The sequence below is a fragment of the Vibrio chemaguriensis genome (genome assembly GCF_012275705.1).
In the GTDB taxonomy this organism is placed as follows: domain Bacteria; phylum Pseudomonadota; class Gammaproteobacteria; order Enterobacterales; family Vibrionaceae; genus Vibrio; species Vibrio diabolicus.
Genome location: NZ_SHOE01000012.1, coordinates 26,317 through 47,829 on the forward strand (window position 1 = coordinate 26,317; position 21,513 = coordinate 47,829).

Here is a 21,513-nt window from a genome sequence, read left to right on the forward strand (position 1 = left end):
TTGTGCTTAGTTGCTCACAATAAAGTACTCAATGTCAGTGTTTGCTCGCAGTACTGCTAGCACAGAGGATAGGTCTTGCTGAGAAGATGCACGCTGCATTTGCATCGCAACTTGCTCTTCTAACTCACTATCTAGCTCAGCATTTACAGCATCAAGCTCGATGATAACAATGTTACCTTCAAGATCTTTAGACTGACCATATACTGGCTTACCATCGACTGGTTTTGCCATCGCGAATACCGTTGTTGCCAACGGAGAACGGCGATCTACTGTCTCTTGTTCACCAAATGCAAGGTTGTTTTCAGTAAGCACATCTGTCTTACCTTCTTTCAATGCAGCAACAACCTGTGTACCAAGTTCCATCGCATCTTGCTCACCCTTAACGCGAGATAGCTCTGCAATAACCTGATCTTTCACTTCTTCTAGTGGAAGAACCGTCTCATCACGTGCGTCTTCAACACGAACAACAATAATATGTTCAGGTGCAACTTCGATAGCTTCAGAGTTTAAGCCATCTTCTTTTACTTCTGGGCTAAGGATAGCTTGCATTACCGCAGGGTTACGAAGCACTTCAGGTGCGTCAACTTGAGAAATAAAGTCCGTTGTCTTCACTTCTTGGTTAACCGCTTGAGAAGCGTCATACAATGAGTCTGGGTATTCAAACGCTACGCGCTCAAGCTCGCTTTGTAGCTCGTAGAATTGATCAACTGCTTGTTGGTCAACCATTTCTTGTTTGATTTCAGCGGCAACTTCTTCAAATGGCTTCGCCACAGAGTCTTTTAGCTCTTCAAGCTTGATTATATGGTAACCAAAGTCCGACTTTACTAGACCTGACGTATCGCCTGGATTCTTCAACGCAAATGCCGCTTCTTCAAAAGCAGGGTCCATCACATCACGCTCAATCCAACCTAAATCACCGCCGTTTTCAGCACTGCCAAAATCGTCAGATTTCTCTTGAGCAAGCGTCGCAAAATCTGCTCCCGCATTTAGCTCATCTAAGATAGCCTGCGCTTTTGCTTCATCGTCCCCTTCTACAAGAATATGAGCGACACGACGCTGCTCTTCTGAAGAGTATTTGTTTAAGTGCTCATCGTAGTACTTTTTCACCTCGGCATCAGAAACATTAACTTGCTCCTTTAGCGCTTCAGCAGACAGTTCGATATAAGCGACTTTAACCTGCTCTGGGCGAGTAAAGTTGTCAGGGTTTGCTTTGTAGTACTGTTGAATTTCTTCGTCAGTCAATTCAATGTTTTTCGCAAATTCTGCTAAGTCGATTTTAATCGTGCGAATATCACGAGTTTGAGTAAACAGCTTACCTTCTGCCTGTACTTCACCTGGCAGAATAAATTCACTGTTTTGTAGTGCATTCAGCAGTTGTTCACGAACCAATTCACGACGCATGTACTCAGCAAAAGAGTCTGGCGAAAAGCCTGCACGACGCAGAGAAGCTTGATAGATCTCTTGATCGAACTGACCATTAGATTGGAATTGAGGCATGTCTAGAATCATGCTGCGAACTTGGGTGTCGCTGATTCGCAGACCTAAAGCTTCTGCTTGTTGGTCAAGCAACACGTCATTGATCATTCGATCTAAAACGGATTTGCGGAAAGATTCAACATATGCAGGGTCAGCCAGCATTTGAGAGAAGTAGTCACCCAACTGAGCTTGCATACGGTTACGCTCATTTTGGTATGCCATCTCGAACTCACCACGAGGAATCTCAGTGTTACCGACTTTCGCTGCAGAGTTGTTGTTACCACTAACGATGTAGCTACCCACACCTGCAAATACGAAAGACAGGATGATAAGCCCAAGGATAATTTTGACCGCGATGCTATTCACGCCTTCGCGTAGTCGATCCATCATAATTTAACTGCTCTCCACAATTGAAGCCTACTGCTTCTATCTAATAGAAATAATGGCGCAATAATATCAGAAAAAGAAATGCGCATCAGTATGATGCGCATAATTTAAGAAAGTTCGGCTCGAAGTTTGTAAATTTTTGTTCGAAACTTATTGTTTGAGCAAAAGTTAAGCAAATGGCCGGTTACAGAATTAACGCTGTGATTAGTTACAAGCGTCTTTCAGTGCTTTACCAGCTTTAAAAGCTGGTACTTTTGCTTCTGCGATTTGGATTTCTTCACCAGTTTTTGGGTTACGACCAGTACGTGCAGCACGAGTACGAACGCTGAATGTACCAAAGCCAACTAGAGCAACTTGATCACCAGACTGAAGAGTGCCGCTTACTGCTTCGATGAATGCATCTAGAGCACGACCCGCTGACGCTTTAGAAATGTCTGCATTTTCTGCGATTTGTTCTACTAACTGAGTTTTATTCACTGTAATTTCCCCTTTGTGTCATCTGTGATTATTTTTTTGATGACTTTCGTTCCATTGTTAAGAAAATATGCTCCATCCCTTATTCGTCAAGGGCTGGCAGCTATCGAAACTAACTTAGCGCCCAAAAAAAACGCTGACAAGCCTTTTTAGACTTATCAGCGTAAACTTTTACTTATTTTTGCTGCACATCACTATTTTTGAGACTCAAACTCAACGCCCGTCGGGTCTCGCTCTAGTGCGACTTTCAGTACTTCATCAATCCATTGTACAGGGATGACTTCCAGATCAGCGATAACATTATCAGGAATCTCTTCCAAATCACGCTCGTTGTCTTTTGGAATTAGCACAGTCTTAATGCCGCCACGGTGTGCCGCAAGTAACTTCTCTTTTAGGCCACCGATAGGTAGGACTTCACCACGCAGTGTGATTTCACCCGTCATCGCTACCTCTGCTTTCACAGGGTTACCTGTCAGAGCTGAAACCAAAGCAGTACACATTGCAGTACCCGCACTTGGGCCATCTTTTGGCGTCGCGCCTTCCGGTACGTGCACGTGAATATCTTTCTTCTCGTAGAAGTCAGTATTGATACCCAGTTTTTCTGCACGAGAGCGAACTACTGTCATTGCAGCTTGGATAGACTCTTGCATCACGTCACCAAGAGAACCCGTTTGCGTCAGCTTACCTTTACCTGGCATGGATTGAGTTTCAATCGTTAGCAGATCGCCACCCACTTCTGTCCAAGCTAGACCTGTCACTTGACCAATTCGGTTACTTTCATCCGCTTTACCGTAATCGAAACGTTGAACACCCAAGTACTCTTTTAGGTTGTCCATCGTTACCGTTACTGACTTGATGTCTTTATCCAACAAGATGTTCTTCACGGCTTTACGGCAGATCTTAGAAATCTCACGCTCTAAGTTACGAACACCCGCTTCACGAGTGTAGTAACGGATGATGCCAATAATCGCAGAGTCTTCAATGATGATTTCATCCGGTTTTAGACCATTGCGCTTCACTTGCTTATCAACAAGGTGACGTTTTGCAATGTTCAGCTTCTCATCTTCGGTGTAACCAGATAAACGAATAACTTCCATACGGTCTAACAATGGACCTGGAATGTTCATTGAGTTCGAGGTTGCAACGAACATAACGTCAGAAAGGTCGTAATCCACTTCTAAGTAGTGATCGTTGAACGAGTTATTCTGTTCAGGATCAAGTACTTCTAGTAGCGCTGATGCCGGATCGCCGCGCATATCTGAAGACATTTTGTCGATTTCGTCCAATAAGAACAATGGGTTCTTCACGCCAACTTTCGACATCTTCTGGATTAATTTACCTGGCAATGAGCCAATGTAAGTACGACGGTGACCGCGGATTTCTGCTTCATCACGTACACCACCCAGCGCCATACGAACGTACTTACGACCTGTAGCAGAAGCAATTGAACGACCAAGAGACGTTTTACCCACACCTGGAGGACCAACAAGACAAAGGATTGGACCTTTTAACTTATTGATTCGGTTTTGAACCGCCAAGTATTCAAGAATACGCTCTTTTACGCGCTCTAGACCGTAGTGGTCTTCATTAAGAATCTCTTCTGCTTTCGCTAAATTTTTCTTAACTTTTGAGCGTTTAGCCCAAGGCACGCTGACCATCCAATCGATGTAGCTACGAACCACTGTTGCTTCGGCAGACATTGGAGACATCATCTTAAGCTTTTGCAGCTCTTGCTCAGTCTTTTCACGTGCCTCTTGAGGCATTTTTGATTCGTCAATCTTCTTCTGCAGCGTTTCGAACTCGTCTGGTGCGTCTTCCATCTCACCAAGTTCTTTCTGAATCGCTTTCATTTGCTCATTCAGATAGTACTCACGCTGAGATTTTTCCATTTGCTTTTTAACGCGACCACGAATGCGTTTTTCAACTTGCAGCAAATCGATCTCTGATTCCATCTGGCCCATTAGGAATTCCAGACGCTCAGTGACATCAACAATTTCAAGTACTTGCTGCTTATCCACCAGCTTCAACGGCATATGAGCTGCAATGGTATCCGCTAAGCGTGCTGCTTCGTCGATGCCGTTGAGTGAGGTTAGAACTTCTGGTGGAATCTTCTTGTTTAGCTTAATGAAGCCTTCAAACTGATTAATCGCACTGCGAACAATCACTTCTTGCTCACGCTCATCCAATTCTGGCGTAACCACAAATTCCGCTTCCGCTAGGAAGAAGTCACTCTCTTTAAAGTGATTAATTTTCGCACGTTGCTGGCCTTCAACCAGTACTTTTACTGTGCCATCCGGAAGCTTCAGTAGCTGGAGAATGGTGGCTACCGTACCTACTTCAAATAGGTCGTCAACCGTAGGCTCGTCAGTATCAGCTTGCTTTTGTGCCACAAGAAGAACTTGTTTGTTGGTTTCCATCGCCGTTTCTAAACAGCTAATCGATTTCTCACGACCAACAAACAATGGAATAACCATGTGCGGGTAGACCACTACGTCACGTAGAGGTAGTACCGGGATCTCGATACGCTCGGAACGTTCCAAGTTCATATAATTCTCTCTTCCGCTTTCACGTTTACGTATTACTTATCGATTTATATGGGGGCTAATTGTTTGGATTCAATAAGAGAAATAAAAAAAGGAGGTAATTACTTACCTCCTTTTTCATTACGGCTGAATTTATTCTGCTCCAGCGGCCTGATTGTCTGAGTTGCTATAAATAAGCAATGGCTCTGACTCACCATTGATGACGGACTCATCAATCACGACCTTACTTACGTCTGTCGCAGATGGCAGTTCGTACATGGTTTCCAGTAATACGCCTTCAAGGATCGAGCGTAAACCACGAGCACCTGTCTTACGCTCCATTGCTTTCTTAGCGATAGCGCGCAGCGCATCTTCTCGGAACTCAAGTTCAGCGTTTTCAAGCTCAAACAATGCTGCGTATTGCTTGGTTAATGCGTTCTTCGGTTCACATAGGATCTGAATCAACGCTTCTTCATCAAGCTCAGTAAGTGTTGTTGTCACAGGAAGACGACCAATGAATTCTGGAATGAGTCCGTACTTCACTAAATCCTCAGGCTCAACCTGAGTAAATAGCTCACCCACGGTCTTCGATTCGTTTTTAGAACGAACTTCAGCACCGAAGCCAATACCTGTACCTGTTGCAACACGCTGCTCAATCACCTTATCTAGGCCAGCAAATGCACCACCACAGATGAACAGGATCTTCGACGTGTCCACTTGTAGGAATTCTTGCTGAGGGTGCTTACGACCACCTTGAGGTGGAACCGATGCAACCGTGCCTTCGATAAGTTTTAGTAGCGCCTGCTGAACACCTTCACCAGATACGTCACGCGTAATAGATGGGTTTTCAGCTTTGCGTGAAATTTTATCAATTTCATCAATGTAAACGATGCCGCGTTCAGCTTTAGCTACATCGTAATCACATTTTTGCAGAAGCTTTTGGATGATGTTTTCAACGTCTTCACCCACATAACCAGCCTCGGTTAGTGTGGTTGCGTCTGCCATTGTAAATGGCACATCCAAGAATCGAGCTAATGTCTCAGCAAGTAGTGTTTTACCGCTACCTGTTGGGCCAATTAGAAGGATGTTACTTTTACCAAGCTCCACACCTTCACTCGTTGTATCACCATTGCGTAAACGCTTGTAGTGGTTATATACCGCAACTGCGAGCACTTTTTTCGCGTAATCTTGCCCGATCACATAGTCATCAAGGTGTTCACGGATCTGTTTTGGCGTTGGTAACGCTTCAGATTCTTTCTTAGGGAGAACATCCTTGATTTCTTCGCGAATAATATCGTTACATAAGTCGACACACTCGTCGCAAATGTACACTGACGGACCTGCGATTAGCTTGCGAACTTCGTGCTGACTTTTGCCGCAGAAAGAACAGTACAGCAATTTACCGCTGCCACTTTCTTTGCTTTTATCTGTCATTCGCTAACCTCTTAGCCTTTACTCTTCATGAATGAGTGTATATCAATTTTTGCCAAAATGCGCTGGCTAATTACTCGCCGCGGTGGCTTAACACTGCATCCACGATACCGTATTCCACAGCCTGCTCTGATGACATGAAGTTATCACGATCAGTATCGCGCTCAATGACTTCAAGAGGTTGGCCAGTATGTTCTGCTAACAACTTGTTTAGCTTCTGCTTAATGGTCAGGATTTCCTGAGCATGGATTTGGATATCAGAAGCTTGACCCTGGAAACCACCCAATGGTTGGTGGATCATTACACGAGAGTTAGGCAGTACGTAGCGCTTACCTGGCGCACCACCTGCTAACAGGAAGGCACCCATTGAACATGCTTGACCCATACATACAGTGCTCACATTTGGCTTAATAAACTGCATGGTATCGTAGATAGACATACCAGCTGTTACGCTGCCGCCTGGCGAGTTGATGTATAGGAAAATATCTTTATCTGGATTTTCAGATTCTAGGAAAAGTAGCTGAGCCACGACAAGGTTTGCCATGTGGTCTTCCACTTGACCCGTTAAAAAAATCACGCGCTCTTTCAGCAGACGTGAGTAGATGTCGTAAGAGCGTTCGCCGCGGGAAGTTTGTTCAACCACCATTGGTACTAGCGCGTCCATAATTGGCGACATTGCATTTTTTTCTTGGTAGCTCATATTCTTATGTCCCTAAAATAAATGGCCCGGATGATGACTATCATACGGACCATTGTTAGCAGAATAGTTAACGTTAAGTCAACCTTCTACGCAAGATATTGCTTATTAAGCAGCAGGTTGTTGTTGGTTAAGTAGCTCGTTGAAGCCTACTTCTTTCTCAGAAACCTGTGCTTTAGCGATGATCGCGTCGATTGCTTGCTCTTCTAGAGCTACATTGCGCATGTTGTTCATCATTTCTTCGTTTTGCTCGTAGTAAGCAATAACTTCTGATGGATCTTCGTATGCAGTAGCCATTTCTTCAATTAGAGCTTTAACTTTCTCGTCGTCCGCTTTTAGCTCTTCAGACTTGATTACTTCACCTAGTAGAAGACCAACTACTACGCGACGTTTAGCTTGCTCTTCGAACAGCTCACGTGGAAGCTGAGCAGCAGCTTCTGGGTTACCACCGAAGCGTTGTGCAGCTTGTTGACGTAGAACTTGGATTTCTTGCTCGATAAGCGCTGATGGTACGTTGATGTCGTTTTGCTCAACTAGACCGTCAATCGCTTGCTCTTTGATGCGGTTCTTAACAGCTTGCTTAAGCTCGCGTTCCATGTTTTTACGAACTTCAGCTTTAAGTGCTTCAACACCGCCTTCAACAACACCGAACTTAGCAACGAACTCGTCGTTTAGTTCTGGTAGTTCACGAGCTTCAACTTTGTTCACTTTGATTGCGAACTTAGCTGCTTTACCTTTTAGGTTTTCAGCGTGGTAATCTTCTGGGAAAGTCACGTCGATGTCGAATTCCATACCTGCAGTTTTACCTGCAATACCGTCTTCGAAACCAGGAATCATGCGACCAGCGCCCATTTCTAGTGGGAAGTTCTCAGCTTTACCGCCTTCGAATTCTTCACCGTCGATAGAACCAACGAAGTCAATGCTTACGCGTTTGCCATCTTCTGCTGCTTCTTCAACTTCAACCCAAGTAGCTTGTTGCTTACGTAGAGTATCGATCATCTCTTCTACGTCTGCGTCTTTAACTTCAGTTAGCGGTTTTTCAACAGTGATGTTTTCTAGGCCTTTAAGCTCAACTTCTGGGTAAACTTCAAAAGTTGCAGTGAAAACTAGGTCTGAACCTTCTTTGTTTTCTACAGGAGCGAAAGTTGGAGCGCCAGCTGGGTTGATTTTCTCTTTAACGATAGCTTCGATGAAGTGGCGTTGCATAACTTCACCAAGAACGTCTTGACGTACTGCTTTGCCGTACATCTTAGCAACCATTTTTAGAGGCACTTTACCCTTACGGAAACCATCGAAACGACGGTTTTTAGCGATGTTGCGTAGTTCAGCTGTTACAGCGTCTTCGATGTTTGCAGCTGGAACAGTAATGTTTAGACGGCGCTCTAGGCCCTCTAGCGTTTCAACAGTAACTTGCATTATATATAAACCTCTAAAGTGGCTCGGTTTTCCGAGCGTATGAGCGAAACTCAGCGGAGCTTACGCTTCATCCTTGTGTAGTGTTCTGTCCGAACACCTAATTTAAATCGAGTATCGATACTGTTTGTCAGTACCGGACTAATCAGTGATATCTTCGATAAAATTACCAAAGGTATCTCCTATTAGCCTCAGGACAGAATTTTTAGACGCGACATTCTAGCGATCTGTCGCAACCCTGTCGAGCCAATAGCCACTATGTGGACATTGTCTGCGCTAAATTCTCGAATGCTGACCCATTTTTTCTTCAAAAATGCGATTCAAACACCGTCTAAGTATCGTCAGCATATCTAGAATGGGGACAATAGCGACTTTTTCAAGAGAATCGACCGGTTTTTTTATCGAAAAGCCTAAAAAGAGATCTTGCTCTTGTTTTACTCCACAGAGTTGAAAACTAAATCCCTAATCCTCCCTACAAACTATTAACATTTTCTTACGTGACCAAAGGAAAGGTTTAAGGAGTGTAAGGATGTCGCAAAAAAACCGGATTCTGCTGACTTTTTTTGCCTTCTATTTCCTTTGCGCAATCATAGGTGGTCATTGGGTTTGGCAGACTAGTTATCAATCATTGCTTGATAAACACCAGTCCCAACTTGAGCAATTTTCTAGTCATATTAAAAACAAACTCGATAAATACGCCCATATCCCTAATCTTCTGGCTAAAGATGACCCTCTCCATCAAGCGTTACTGCATCCAAATAACAGTGCCCAACTGGAACTCACCAATCGGTATTTAGAATCCGTTAATGACGTGATTGAAGCGGCAGATACCTATTTAATCGATCAATGGGGTACGACGGTCGCGGCCAGCAACTGGCGTAAAGAGCGATCTTTTATTGGACGAAATTTTGCGTTCCGCCCTTATTTCAAACAAGCAATCGTTGGGGAACGAAGCCAATACTACGCGCTGGGTTCGACTTCGGGTAAGCGTGGCTACTACTATTCTTATCCGATCATATATGCGGGCGGCGTCCTTGGTGTGGTCGTGGTTAAGATGGACTTGAGTAAGATAGAAGACAACTGGCAGCAGCCAAATAGTGTGTTCGTCGCGAGCGATCCGCACGGGATTGTTTTCATGAGCAGCCGAAGCGATTGGCTACTCAAAAGCTTACAACCACTGACTGAGAATGAAAGAAAACAAGTTTGGGCAAGCCGACAATATCTTGATGAGCCAATTGAAACTCTAGGATTGGTGGGCAATGTGGAGGAAACGCATTCTGAGCTAAAACAAGGTTACCCATATAACAAAGGGACCTTGGTGGTCTCTTCGTTGCTCCTACCAGAGCTCAAGCTGACCATCCGTGTACTATCTCCCAAGCAGTCTATCGTCTGGCTTACGATGGGTTACATTTTTGTACTTACTCTTGCATTCACCGTGTTGTTTTTAATTGGCCAGCTCATCTATCACCGTCAACAACGCCACTTACAACTTGAGAGGATTCAGCAAGAGGCCAATCAAAAACTTGAATATCAAGTCATGGCTCGCACCGCAGAATTGCAAGCAGAAATCGCCCAGAGAATTGAAACCGAACAAACACTTCGCCTAACGCAAGACGAGCTCGTTCAAGCTGCGAAACTAGCAGTATTAGGGCAAATGTCAGCCAGTATCAGTCATGAACTGAATAATCCACTTGCGGCCATTCGCAGCTTTGCTGAAAACGGCAAGCTGTTCCTCCAAAAAGAAAAATATGAGCGAGTGGAAGATAATCTAACTCGCATCTCAGCCCTCACTGATCGTATGGCAAACATCAGTCAGCAGCTTCGTTCTTTCGCTAAAAAAACCAGTGGAAACGAGCTGGCTCAATCTCGTTTGTTTCCAGTAATTGCCTCAGTCAAAGAGCTGATGAAACCCGCACTTAAATCTGCACGTGTCACGCTAGAAACGCAGGTACCAGAGCATGATGTTGAAGTTCAGATCAATATCATTCAACTTGAACAAGTGTTGGTTAATTTGCTGACCAATGCGATAGAGGCTCTCAAAGAGCAACGAGACAAACAAGTACAGTTATCCGTAGAGCAAGACGAACATGCCGGTTTGGTTTGGATTCATGTAGATGACAATGGTCCTGGGCTTGGAGATTTCTCACTTTCGGACTTATGTGAGCCTTTCCTAACTACCAAACAAAATGGGTTAGGTTTAGGACTCTCTATCTCGCAACAAATCTTAGCCAGTATGAACGGAAGATTATGTGCCCAAAATCGAGAACAAGGCGGAGCTCGATTTTCATTGTGTTTACCTATCGCTCCTAACAACACAGAACAATCAAAAGGATGAGATCATGTGTCAGGTGTTTTTTATTGATGATGAAGCCGATCTTAGACTGGCAATAGAACAAACGTTTGAATTGGCAGATATCGATGCCACATTCTTTCCAGACGCTGAATCTGCCTTACTCGCCATTAAGCAGGGAGCCGAGCCAGGTGTGGTGATTACCGATATTTGCTTACCCGGTATTTCAGGGATGGATTTACTGAATACCCTTGTGCGCAAAGACACCCATCTTCCCGTGATTATGATTACTGGTCATGGCGATATCTCAATGGCGGTTAATGCGTTACACCAAGGAGCGTATGATTTTATCGAAAAGCCATTCCCACCTGAGCACCTAGTTGAAACCGTCAAGCGCGCCATTGAGAAGCGCCAATTAACGGTTGAAAACGAGAAGTTACGCCTGTCTCTCAAGGCAAGTAAAACGCTCGGACCTCGTGTTATCGGAGAAACGTCTAGCATTCAAATGTTACGCGAAACCATTGCTCACATCGCCGATACTGATGCAGATATCTTATTGTTTGGCGAGACTGGTACAGGTAAAGAGTTAATCGCCCGCTCTTTGCATGAGCAAAGCTCTCGACGGAACCAAAACTTTGTCGCAGTAAATTGTGGTGCAGTACCAGAGAATTTGATTGAGAGCGAACTCTACGGGCATGAAAAAGGCGCATTTACTGGCGCAGAAAGCCGCCGTATCGGTAAGTTTGAATTTGCTCAAGGCGGTACACTTTTCTTGGATGAAATCGAGTCAATGCCAATCCAAGCCCAAATCCGTTTACTGAGAGTACTGCAAGAGCGTGTGATTGAGCGTGTCGGCTCGAATGAACTCTTGCCCTTAGATATTCGAGTAATTGCCGCAACCAAAGTCGATTTGAAACGCGCTGCTGAAGAGGGAACCTTTCGCCAAGATCTTTACTATCGACTGAATGTGGTTACCTTAGACCTCCCGCCACTGCGTGAACGGAAAGAAGACATCCCTGCCCTCTTCCATCATTTCCTATTGGTAGCGGCTTCACGTTACGGTAAAAGCTCTCCTAGCTTGTCATCCCACGACCTCGCCCAACTGATGAACCATGACTGGCCAGGCAATGTTCGCGAGCTAAGAAATGCAGCAGAGCGTTTCGTGCTATTGGGTAAATTAATTCAGTTAGGAGAATCGACTCCAGTTGCCAAGCCTTCTTCAAGTCTTGCAGAACAAGTAGCAGAGTTCGAGAGAGCAGCCATTGAAGGCGCATTACTGGAAAATAACGGCAGCATTAAACAGACAATGGCGCAATTGAATGTGCCTCGAAAAACTCTGTATGACAAAATGCAACGCTATCAAATAGATAAAGAGCTCTATAAATAAAACGATTCTCAAGGATTGGTATTATATCCAACTTGAATCATAATTTTTAATAACTGATTCATCATGGTTGTTACGGATATGAACGAGAAAGTGAGAATACCGATCATTACAGATACCGTGATGGTAGACGGGCAATATCAAGAAGAGAGACGTTCAGGCGAGGAGCGGCGCAAGAATAAAAAGAAGTGGCGAAGCTACGAGCGGCGAGTCCACCCAGACCCTCGTAGGCCTAGCTACAAACCCATAGACGAAGAGGTGTGAATCATCACACCTCTTTTGTTTTTCTTCAAATATCTGGTGCCATTACTTAGTAATGATTTCTGGCCCCATCAAGGTCGTTGGTAACCAAGTCGACACCCATGGCACGTACGTTACAATAATGAGGAATAGGAACATCACCGCCACCCATGGCAGTGCGGCTTTTACTACATTCATCATCGACATTTTGGCGACACCTGCAGTAACAAATAAGTTAAGCCCAACAGGTGGTGTTATCATACCTATCTCCATATTCACCACCATCATAATACCTAAGTGAATTGGGTCGATCCCCAGTGCTATCGCAATCGGGAACACCAGTGGTGCAACAATGATCAATAAGCCTGATGGTTCCATAAACTGACCACCAATCAACAGCAATACGTTCACCACAATCAAGAAGGTGATTGGTCCTAGACCAGCTGACATCATCGACTCTGTGATCATTTGCGGGATGCGTTCTTCCGTTAGAACGTGCTTCAAAATTAACGCATTGGCAATAATGAAAAGCAGCATGATGGTGAGTTTACCCGCTTCATACAGCGTGTGTTTGGTGTCTTTATGAACGAAGGTTTGGAAGATTTTAACGAGCGCAGGTTTAGTGTTTTTCTTGTCTGCAAATGGCCCCATGTCTTTGTATACAAAGTTGGCAATAAAGAACGAGTACACAGCAGCAACTGCAGCGGCTTCTGTTGGGGTGAAAATACCGCCATAAATACCACCGAGAATGATCACCACCAGCAACAAGCCCCAGCTTGCATCCTTAGCTGCATCAAACGTCTCTTTCCAACCGACAAATGGTTGTTTTGGCAGGTTCTTAATACGGGCAGCAATATAGATCGCTATCATCAACATGACACCCGCTAGTAAACCGGGAATCACACCACCGAGAAACATGCGTCCAACTGACACATCGGTCGCGGCAGCGTAAACTACCATAACGATAGACGGCGGAATCAAAATCCCTAGCGTACCTGCGTTACAAATTACGCCGGCCGCAAACTCTTTTGAGTAACCGTTTTTGATCATACCTGCGATAACGATGCTACCTATGGCAACAACCGTTGCTGGAGATGAACCTGATAGCGCGGCAAACATCATACACGCGACAACCGAAGCCATCGCTAAACCACCACGGAACCAGCCTACAATCGCAATCGCGAAACGAATGATCCGTTTTGCTACACCACCTGTCGACATAAAGCTTGAAGCTAAAATGAAGAATGGAATTGCTAATAGAGTGTAGTGTCCAGCAAATGCATTAAACAACGTTTGAGCAACAGACGCCAAAGACGCATCCGAATGAATCAAAAGGAAAAGAATACTGGAAAGACCCAGAGAAACTGCGATTGGCACGCCGACAAGCATGAAACCAATCACCATCAAAAATAGAAATAAGATATCCATGGCTTATTGCTCCTTGCTCTTAGAATTGTCTGAGGCCTTTGGAGCCATAAGATCACCGGCATCACTCATCTCTTCTTGAAGCGCCTCTAGCTCTTCTTCCGCTTCATGCCCTGCAATCAGTCGGTCGAGCTTTCCGGTAGCAATTTGCCATGTTGCCTGAGCAAATCTCAGCGTTAGCAACGCCATACCAAGCGGTAAAGCGAAATAAGGAATAAAACGTGGCAGCTTTTCGTAACGCTCTCCCTCGTTTAACCAACCCGCCATAAACTGAAGCATTTCCGGCATTGGAATATCATCCGTTTCATACCACGCTCGGTCTGTGGCGAACGGATACCAGTAGTTCCAAGAGCCAATTAAAAGCAAAATAGAGAAGGCTAAACAGCATATTGCAGCGAATAACGCCAAGGCTTTTCGTTTGCCCTCTGGCACTATGTTGATGATCACATCAACACCAATATGAAAGTGTTTTTTTACACCGTAAGAAGCGCCGACCAACACCATCCATGCGAACATAAAGACGGTGAGCTCAAGCGCCCAAAGAATATTGTCGTTAAAGACATAACGAAAGATGACATTGGCAAAGGTTAACAAGGTCATGGCACCTAAGAAGAAAGCAATCAAAGTCTCTTCAATGGCATCGGTGATTCGTCCAGCCTTGGCAAAAAAAGTCTGTTCCATAATTACATCACGTCGTCTGTAGGGGAAAAGAGCCCCCTCTAATCGAGAGGGCTAAGCGTGCTAGGCGTTATTATTTTTGGTTAGAAGCCAAAGCGGCTTCAATTAGGTCAGAACCAATGTCTTTTTCAAACTTCTTCCATACTGGCTGAAGTGCAGTGACCCATTCTTGGCGCTGTTCTGGCGTTAACGTGCGAACCACACCACCAGCTTCGATGATGTTGTTTTTGTTCGCAAGGTTCACTTTGGTCGACTCAGCATTACGCTGCGCTGTCACCTCTTGGATGATTGTGTTTAGCTGCTCGCGCTGATCGTCTGGTAAGTTTTCCCAGAAGTCGTTTGACGTCACCACTAGGTAATCCAGAATCCCGTGGTTCGTTTCCGTAATACCATCTTGAACTTCGAAGAACTTTTTGCCGTAGATGTTTGACCAAGTATTTTCTTGACCATCAATAACCTTAGTTTGCAGGCCACCGTACACTTCTTTGAATGACATTTTTTGCGGGTTTGCACCTAGCTGTTCAAACTGAGCAACGAGAACGTCAGAAGCTTGAACACGGAACTTAAGCCCTTCAGCATCGGCTGGAGAAATGAGCGGCTTGTTGGCTGACATTTGCTTCATGCCATTATGCCAAAACGCAATACCTTGTAGGCCACGTCGTTTCATTGAGTTTTTCAGCTTTTCACCGGCTTCAGAGTTTTGGAAGCGGTCAACAGCGTCGACATCGTCGAATAAGAAAGGCAGATCGAAAAGGCGGTACTTTTTGGTGAATTTCTCAAACTTAGAAAGAGAAGGTGCAGCGAGTTGAACATCACCATTTAGTAGTGCTTCCAACACCTTATCATCATCGTAAAGCGTTGAGTTCGGAAACACCTGCATACAGACTTTACCGTTCATTTCTTCGTTGACACGTTTTTCAAGCAACGAAGCCGCAATACCTTTTGGGTGTTTGTCCGCGTTCGTTACATGGCTGAACTTGATGACCGTTTCACCTGGATCACAATTCGCGGCAGCGTTAAAGCTCGTTACAGCAAGCGCAGAGACAGATAGTAGAGTTAGAGGCTTAAACATTATTATTCTCCTTGTTGAATCACATCCCATCCCGTCCATGAATAACTAGGTATTAGGCGATGGGTACGGATGTTCAACAAAGAGCAATTAATGGACCATGTTAAAATTCATATACATTTCAATAAATTAACAAAGCCCATCAACATGAACACAGAGTATAACGAGTGAATTCCACCCAAGAAAAAGACTCAAATGGGTGGGAAATGACCCATTTATGAAGAACAGCTTATCTCCATTTTCTTCCCCCATTCTGGTGGCAATTTCGCGTAATCATCAAACTCGGGTTGCTCATCAAATGGGCGCTTTAACAGTTCGGCCAATCGGTGTAATTCGCTAAAGTCCCCTTCTTCCGCTTTATCAATCGCCAACTGAGCCAAGTAGTTACGCAAGATGTATTTGGGATTGGCTTGACGCATCTGTTCGCAACGTTGTTCGGCTGAAATCAGATCCCCTAGTTCATCAACCTCTAGTTCACATCGAGCTAAGTACAGATCAAGCCAAGCTCGCGCAGCTTCTCGGTCGAGAAATAAATCGATTACGGCTTGAGAAGAATCAGTATCAAGATTTGAAAGCGTTCTAAAGAAGCGAGTGTAATCCGTGTTATTTTGGTGAAGGAGCTCAAACATTGCTTCAAATAAACGTCCATCTTCCGCGATCTTGGTTTTTAAACCCAACTTCTCACGCATTAGGCGGCTGAACTGCTGACTCAACCGGACTTCAAATTGACTCAACGACGCTTCTAAATCTTCTCGCTCAACGAGTGGCGATAGCGCATGCGCGAGTGCTGATAGGTTCCAAAGCGCAATTCTTGGCTGTTGGTCAAATGCATAACGGCCTTGGTAGTCGGAATGATTACAAATATATCCCGGCTCATAATCATCAAGAAAACCAAACGGGCCGTAATCAAACGTTTGACCAAGGATCGACATGTTGTCGGTGTTCATTACCCCATGAGCAAACCCATACGCTTGCCAATAAGCAATCATGTCCGCTGTTTTCTGAACAATTTCACCAAACATTGCAGCGTATGGCTTCTCTGCCGATGCACAATCAGCAAAGTGCCACTCGATCACTTTGTCCGCCAGCAACTTCTGCTCTGCCAATTGATTGGTATAGAAAAAATGCTCGAAATGGCCAAAACGCACGTGGGTCTCCGCCATACGAATCAACATTGCGCCGAATTCTGTTTTCTCGCGATAAACCGGCGTGTCACTGACCATCATGCCAAGAGCACGAGTCGTCGGGATCCCAAGCCCTGCCATGGCTTCACTACATAGATACTCACGAATGGTTGAGCGCAACACCGCCCTGCCGTCCCCCATTCGCGAGTAGGGGGTTAGCCCCGCGCCTTTAAGGTGAATATCAAACCAAGTGCCATCTTGATGCTCAATTTCCGCCAACAGCAATCCACGTCCATCGCCCAAGTCTGGGTTGTAAACGCCAAACTGATGTCCTGCGTATTTCATCGCCAGAGGGCGAAACGGTTCGAATTCGCTTTGCCCAGAAAAAACCGCCAATAGCTCATCGCTTTGCTTTGCTGGTAAACCAAACTGCTGCGCAAACTCACCATTCCAAGCGACCCAACGAGTATTATCCAAGGGTTGCGGCTCGACCAAAGTATAGAAAGCTGACGGTAATTGACTAAAGCGATGGGTGAAACTGACCCGTTGCCAAATGGACATGTGGGGTTCCTTAATAAAAAGAAGTACTGCTGTCAGTATACGTGTGAACGTCACTGTCATTCAGCCATGAAATGGGCATGGGTATTTTGCGTGAATAACGCGAAGGCGATAGGAAGGTGTTAACCCGCTGCATACCACCTCACAAACGGAAGTGGTATGTAAAAGCGATCAAATGATTAAGCGGAAAACTCTTCACCCGTTTTTGGTGGCTCTGATGTTGTATCAAAACGAGCGCGTTCAATGTCCACGACCGTTTTATAGCTCAACGATAACAAAGCCAACTGGTACGCACCGAAAATACCATAGGCAACACCCACAAGACTCAGCATGAAGAGGTTAGTAAAGTGACTAAAGATAAGCTGACTGAGCAATCCCGCGCCCAATGGAATTAAGCCCATCAAAATGAATACTTGTTTGTTGTATGGTCTGCTTTGGTTCCACGAACGACGCAAGCTGCGCGGCTGATGATCCATTGCGGTCGCTGGCAACACGAACGACCAGCGCGCCATCACCCAATAGCCCGGAATGCTTGCAACCGTTGTGATAAACGCCATGGCGACAAAATCGGGTTCACCACTTTCTGCAATATAGAGAAACGACAACACAAAGATCGGGATACCAATGACGAGCATCATCATCAACCCAAATAATATCCACCAGCCAATGAAACGGAATTCTCTGGCTGACAAGCGAAATACATCCAACGCTGAGTGCATGTAATCGCCAACCAAATAAATTCGGTGTACACGCACAGCCGCCATCGCGGCAACAAGTGGGTATAAAATGATTGTGACGAAATAAAATCCCGCGATGTTTCCTTCTTGAGCGTTCGCTTGATCTTGCCCCGTCATTTCAGGATACATAAACACAAAAATTGAGTGCACGATGATCAATGGAATACAAGCAATGACAATTGCGAGTAGGTTCCTTCTGACCATCACTGCTGCTTCTCGGCATATTGCCGAAACAGAAAAGTCCTCGGTTGACATACAACATCCTTAATTTATAAAAATCTGCCCATAGGGTAACCGCTGAATAGAAAAATCGCTTTAAAAATAATGAGAAACACATCTCATAAGATAATTAGAGGTACTAGGAAGCAAAACGGGTACAAAAATAAGCCACTCAATGTGAGTGGCTTATACCGTAATTCGATATCGTTTTAGATGCGGCGTCGCCAGCCCAATGCAACGAGTAACATCAGAACCCAATAAGAAACACTGCCGCTACCTTCAGAGTTCTTGAATGTCGTTGTTTTCAAGGAAGCGACAACCGTAACGGTCACTTCACCTATTGCGGTAGCACCGTTGCCATCTGAGACCGTGTATTGCAGCTTGATGTTATCAACCGCACTATCCGGAGCTTGAAAACGAATTTTACCATTCTCTACACTCGCACTTCCCACGCCCGTTAGGTTCTGTACGCTTTCTACAACCAGTTTATCGCCATTCACATCCGAATCATTGCCAGCAGCATCAATCACAATGCTTTCACCAACGGCAACGGTCGCCGTATCTGCTAACGTGACTGGCGCTGCGTTTTGCATGGTTAAATTGACGGTAGCACTGGAGGTTTCATTACTTGGATCAGTAACAGTTAGACGGAATGTCAGAACCTCACCCGCTTTTATACCTTGAGGCACTGTAAAGCTTGCCGTAGCACTGGCCGAATTTCCGATAGAAACTGAAGTACCAGCCAATTGCTCCCATCGGTAGTTCAACACATCGCCATCCGCATCTGTGCTGTTTGCCGCCGACAATGTTACTTTCTTTCCAGCAGTAATCTTTTGGCTATCCACATCGATGAGCGCTTTTGGTGCTTCATTACTACCAAGTACTTCGACCTGCACGCTCACAACCGAAGACGAATACACGCCGTCCGTAGACAGCAAACGATATTGGAAGCTGTCCAAACCAACAAAGTTAGCTTCAGGTTGGTATTGGTTGCCAGAAATGGTGCCGTGCTCAGGCTTCTGCACAATGTCCACATTGAACTGATACCCTATGGCCATGAAATCATTGTCCATCAGGTTCAGATCGACTGGCGTATTCTTATCGGTTTGCAGTGAATCAGCTTTCGCTTCAACAATGTTGTTCGCCTCCACATTCAACAGTGCTGCGAACGGAACATAAGAGAACCCGGCTTGCTCTAAACCAAACGTACCTATCTCGTTGTAATTACCAGTCCACATTACGGGCAGGGATGATTTTTCAGTTTTTAGTAAGCGGCCAAAGTCAAAGTTCGATTCAAATTCACCGCCTTCTAATTCCACTACTAACAGGTGCTGACCCGCACTTAATTGGCTAGGTTGAGGGAATAAAATTCGGGATGGCTTTTGGAAGCTACCTTGCTGTAAAAGTTCAGCATTGTTCTGATCCAATATTAATCGGTAGCCCACGTTACCTGAGAATGGGAATCGCCATACTCGATAAGTCATGTCACTTTGAGTGCTATTGCTTTGCGCGTAAAGTTGAAGACCATCAAGCTTTGTCTCTGCATTCAAATCCAATGATACCGCCAGGGTGTTACTGCCACTTGCGTACACATAACCTTGGTGAAGAGAGTTCAACCATGCCGATTTATTTGGCTCGTTTATATGCTCAAGAGAAAAACTGCCGCCGTTGGTGTTGCTGGCAATGTTGGAAATACGAACCCCAGTATCAAACCCGGCGATCGCTCTCAGACCTGGGGTCGATGTATCTGAAATGACATTGCCACCATTAGGATACAAATCGCCAGCATCACTGCTTCCATCATGTTCTAACTCATTCAGACCATCGGCCTGCATGATTTGAACCTGCATCGCGCCAACATCGTTAAAGCGATTTTGGACATTAACCGACGTCGCTAGTATGCCTTCTGCCGCCAATGATCGGTCGTAACCGCTAAAGGTACGGTTTTCCAAATAAACGCGTGGGCCAAACTCTTTCAAGTATGGGTCGAGATACACCAGTTTGACATCGTCGTTATTCACGGAAATAGGCATCGGGCTTTCATGAGTGATCGTTGGTACAACGAAACCAGCGGCGTGTTTACTCCACGCGCTCATGTTCACTGGCGTGTCTCCTGCGTATGAGTCTCCCGGTTTCTGTGCCCATGAACCACCACCCATCACGCCCCAAGAACCGATCGAGGCATCACTGTTCCTTGCGTACAAATCCGGCAAGCCAAGCATTAAGTGGCCAAGCTCATGTACGATCACGCCTAACGTCGCTTGATGATCAACTTGGTAGTCAGCAAACACACAGTAATCGGCAATTTTTTTGCCATCTAGTGTCACATCGTCGTGAGAGAATTTATGAGGCCAAATAGAAGGACGATCAAGGAATCCGGTTGAACGGTCGCCACCCGCAAAAATAAACATAACTGAGAGTTCTGACGGTTCTACGGTACCATTTTGATTGCTGTCGTAAGCCGAAAGATTAAAGTACGGATCCAGTTTTTGATATGCTTCGGTGAAGACCGCATTCAACTTGGCAGTGCAAGTCTTGTCTGTTGAGCTAGAGTGGCAATTTGGGTGGCTTTGCGCCACGCTCACATTGATCACACCATCATTCGCGGTACCATAACTCTCAATCGCAGGGACAACTTTGAATTTCCCTTGAGAGTTTTTATCAAAATAATCGACAACGCTTTGGCCATCGGTATTAAACACACGTTGTTCGAAGTCATGCACCATTGCTTGGTCATCAAAGGAGACTTGCACAACCAACAGTGGTTGCTGCTTCACCGATGAGCTACTCATCGCCTGATAACCTTGCGTCGAACGCAATAGATTTTGGCGCGCCATCGGTTCAATGGTTTTTAGAGAAGATAACTGCGGCTTAACTTGTAGATCCGGGCGAAACTTCGCCGATTCAGGCGCATCACTAGATTGAGTTTTAGCAACACCCGTCGAGCGCAACGTTGGGATGTCTGACTCGCGCTGAATCTGTGCAAAAAACCAAATGCCATCTTCATGAACCAAGGCATTACCTTGTTTATCTTCAAACCAGTGGAAATCGGCAGTGCCGCGTAAGATTGCCTCACTAGAGGTACCATCGCTCAACGCAATAGTATGCCAAACTGGTGATGGCGGAGTAGTTGCCATGCTCTTACCTGCAAGAAGCGCAGTTAGCATAGTCAAGGCGAGTGTGTTGAATTTCAAAGTACGGCTCCATCTTTTCGATTCGTTTAATACCAAGCACGGCCAGTACACAATCGCCCATAAACATAGAATGAGGTTGAGTGGCTAACGACTAAGGCTGGTATCAATTCGCTCAGATAACACAATATTATTTAGCATCACGTTACAAAAGCGTCGGATGCCCAAATACTTTTGTAAGTGTGGCTTCCGAGGGTA

Annotated in this window: 15 protein-coding genes and 1 pseudogene; 3 read left to right on the top strand and 13 right to left on the bottom strand. The window is 45.1% G+C overall.

What is annotated here, in order from left to right; translation table 11 throughout:
• Positions 1-6: 6 nt before the first annotated feature.
• The 7 genes and pseudogenes from ppiD to EX191_RS22930 all read right to left on the bottom strand — a co-directional run bounded on the left by ppiD (position 7) and on the right by EX191_RS22930 (position 8,889).
• Positions 7-1,866 (bottom strand): peptidylprolyl isomerase, encoded by a 1,860-nt coding sequence (gene ppiD / locus EX191_RS12785; protein WP_005390530.1) that lies wholly within the window; start codon positions 1,864-1,866, stop codon positions 7-9.
• Positions 1,867-2,067: 201 nt separating this feature from the next.
• A complete protein-coding gene (locus EX191_RS12790; RefSeq protein WP_005382341.1) occupies positions 2,068-2,340 on the bottom strand; it encodes an HU family DNA-binding protein in 273 nt (90 codons plus the stop codon).
• Positions 2,341-2,531: 191 nt separating this feature from the next.
• A complete protein-coding gene (lon, locus tag EX191_RS12795; RefSeq protein WP_005390529.1) occupies positions 2,532-4,883 on the bottom strand; it encodes an endopeptidase La in 2,352 nt (783 codons plus the stop codon).
• A gap of 129 nt (positions 4,884-5,012) precedes the next feature.
• A complete protein-coding gene (gene clpX, locus EX191_RS12800) occupies positions 5,013-6,293 on the bottom strand; it encodes an ATP-dependent protease ATP-binding subunit ClpX (protein ID WP_005390528.1) in 1,281 nt (426 codons plus the stop codon).
• A gap of 70 nt (positions 6,294-6,363) precedes the next feature.
• A complete protein-coding gene (gene clpP / locus EX191_RS12805; RefSeq protein WP_005382347.1) occupies positions 6,364-6,990 on the bottom strand; it encodes an ATP-dependent Clp endopeptidase proteolytic subunit ClpP in 627 nt (208 codons plus the stop codon).
• Between the two features lie 105 nt (positions 6,991-7,095).
• A complete protein-coding gene (gene tig / locus EX191_RS12810; RefSeq protein WP_005390526.1) occupies positions 7,096-8,403 on the bottom strand; it encodes a trigger factor in 1,308 nt (435 codons plus the stop codon).
• A gap of 273 nt (positions 8,404-8,676) precedes the next feature.
• A pseudogene (locus tag EX191_RS22930) lies at positions 8,677-8,889 on the bottom strand (hypothetical protein).
• 40 nt (positions 8,890-8,929) lie between these two features.
• On the opposite strand from EX191_RS22930, the gene EX191_RS12815 reads away from it, so the two are divergent.
• From EX191_RS12815 to EX191_RS22935, 3 genes are all read left to right on the top strand, one after another.
• Positions 8,930-10,735, top strand: a complete 1,806-nt coding sequence (locus EX191_RS12815; protein WP_046874213.1) for a sensor histidine kinase — start codon at positions 8,930-8,932, stop codon at positions 10,733-10,735.
• A gap of 4 nt (positions 10,736-10,739) precedes the next feature.
• Positions 10,740-12,077: a sigma-54-dependent transcriptional regulator gene (locus EX191_RS12820; protein WP_005390512.1), complete on the top strand. Its 1,338-nt coding sequence runs from the start codon at positions 10,740-10,742 to the stop codon at positions 12,075-12,077.
• Positions 12,078-12,155: 78 nt separating this feature from the next.
• Positions 12,156-12,338 carry a hypothetical protein gene (locus EX191_RS22935; RefSeq protein WP_041853050.1) on the top strand — a complete coding sequence of 61 codons (183 nt, stop codon included), beginning with the start codon at positions 12,156-12,158 and terminating at the stop codon, positions 12,336-12,338.
• A 42-nt stretch (positions 12,339-12,380) separates the two neighbouring features.
• On the opposite strand, the gene EX191_RS12825 is transcribed toward EX191_RS22935, so the two are convergent.
• The 6 genes from EX191_RS12825 to EX191_RS12850 form a co-directional block, all read right to left on the bottom strand.
• Entirely contained in the window at positions 12,381-13,742 is a 1,362-nt protein-coding gene (locus EX191_RS12825; RefSeq protein WP_047009484.1) for a TRAP transporter large permease, read from the bottom strand.
• A gap of 3 nt (positions 13,743-13,745) precedes the next feature.
• Entirely contained in the window at positions 13,746-14,420 is a 675-nt protein-coding gene (locus tag EX191_RS12830; protein ID WP_193447863.1) for a TRAP transporter small permease, read from the bottom strand.
• Between the two features lie 70 nt (positions 14,421-14,490).
• Positions 14,491-15,489, bottom strand: coding sequence for a TRAP transporter substrate-binding protein (locus EX191_RS12835; protein ID WP_065645432.1), 999 nt, complete (start codon positions 15,487-15,489; stop codon positions 14,491-14,493).
• Positions 15,490-15,701: 212 nt separating this feature from the next.
• Positions 15,702-17,171 carry a protein adenylyltransferase SelO gene (locus EX191_RS12840; protein ID WP_193447864.1) on the bottom strand — a complete coding sequence of 490 codons (1,470 nt, stop codon included), beginning with the start codon at positions 17,169-17,171 and terminating at the stop codon, positions 15,702-15,704.
• Between the two features lie 176 nt (positions 17,172-17,347).
• A complete protein-coding gene (locus EX191_RS12845) occupies positions 17,348-18,160 on the bottom strand; it encodes a sugar transporter (RefSeq protein ID WP_193447865.1) in 813 nt (270 codons plus the stop codon).
• A gap of 173 nt (positions 18,161-18,333) precedes the next feature.
• Positions 18,334-21,318, bottom strand: coding sequence for a M6 family metalloprotease domain-containing protein (locus EX191_RS12850; protein WP_193447866.1), 2,985 nt, complete (start codon positions 21,316-21,318; stop codon positions 18,334-18,336).
• Between the last annotated feature and the right edge of the window lie 195 nt (positions 21,319-21,513).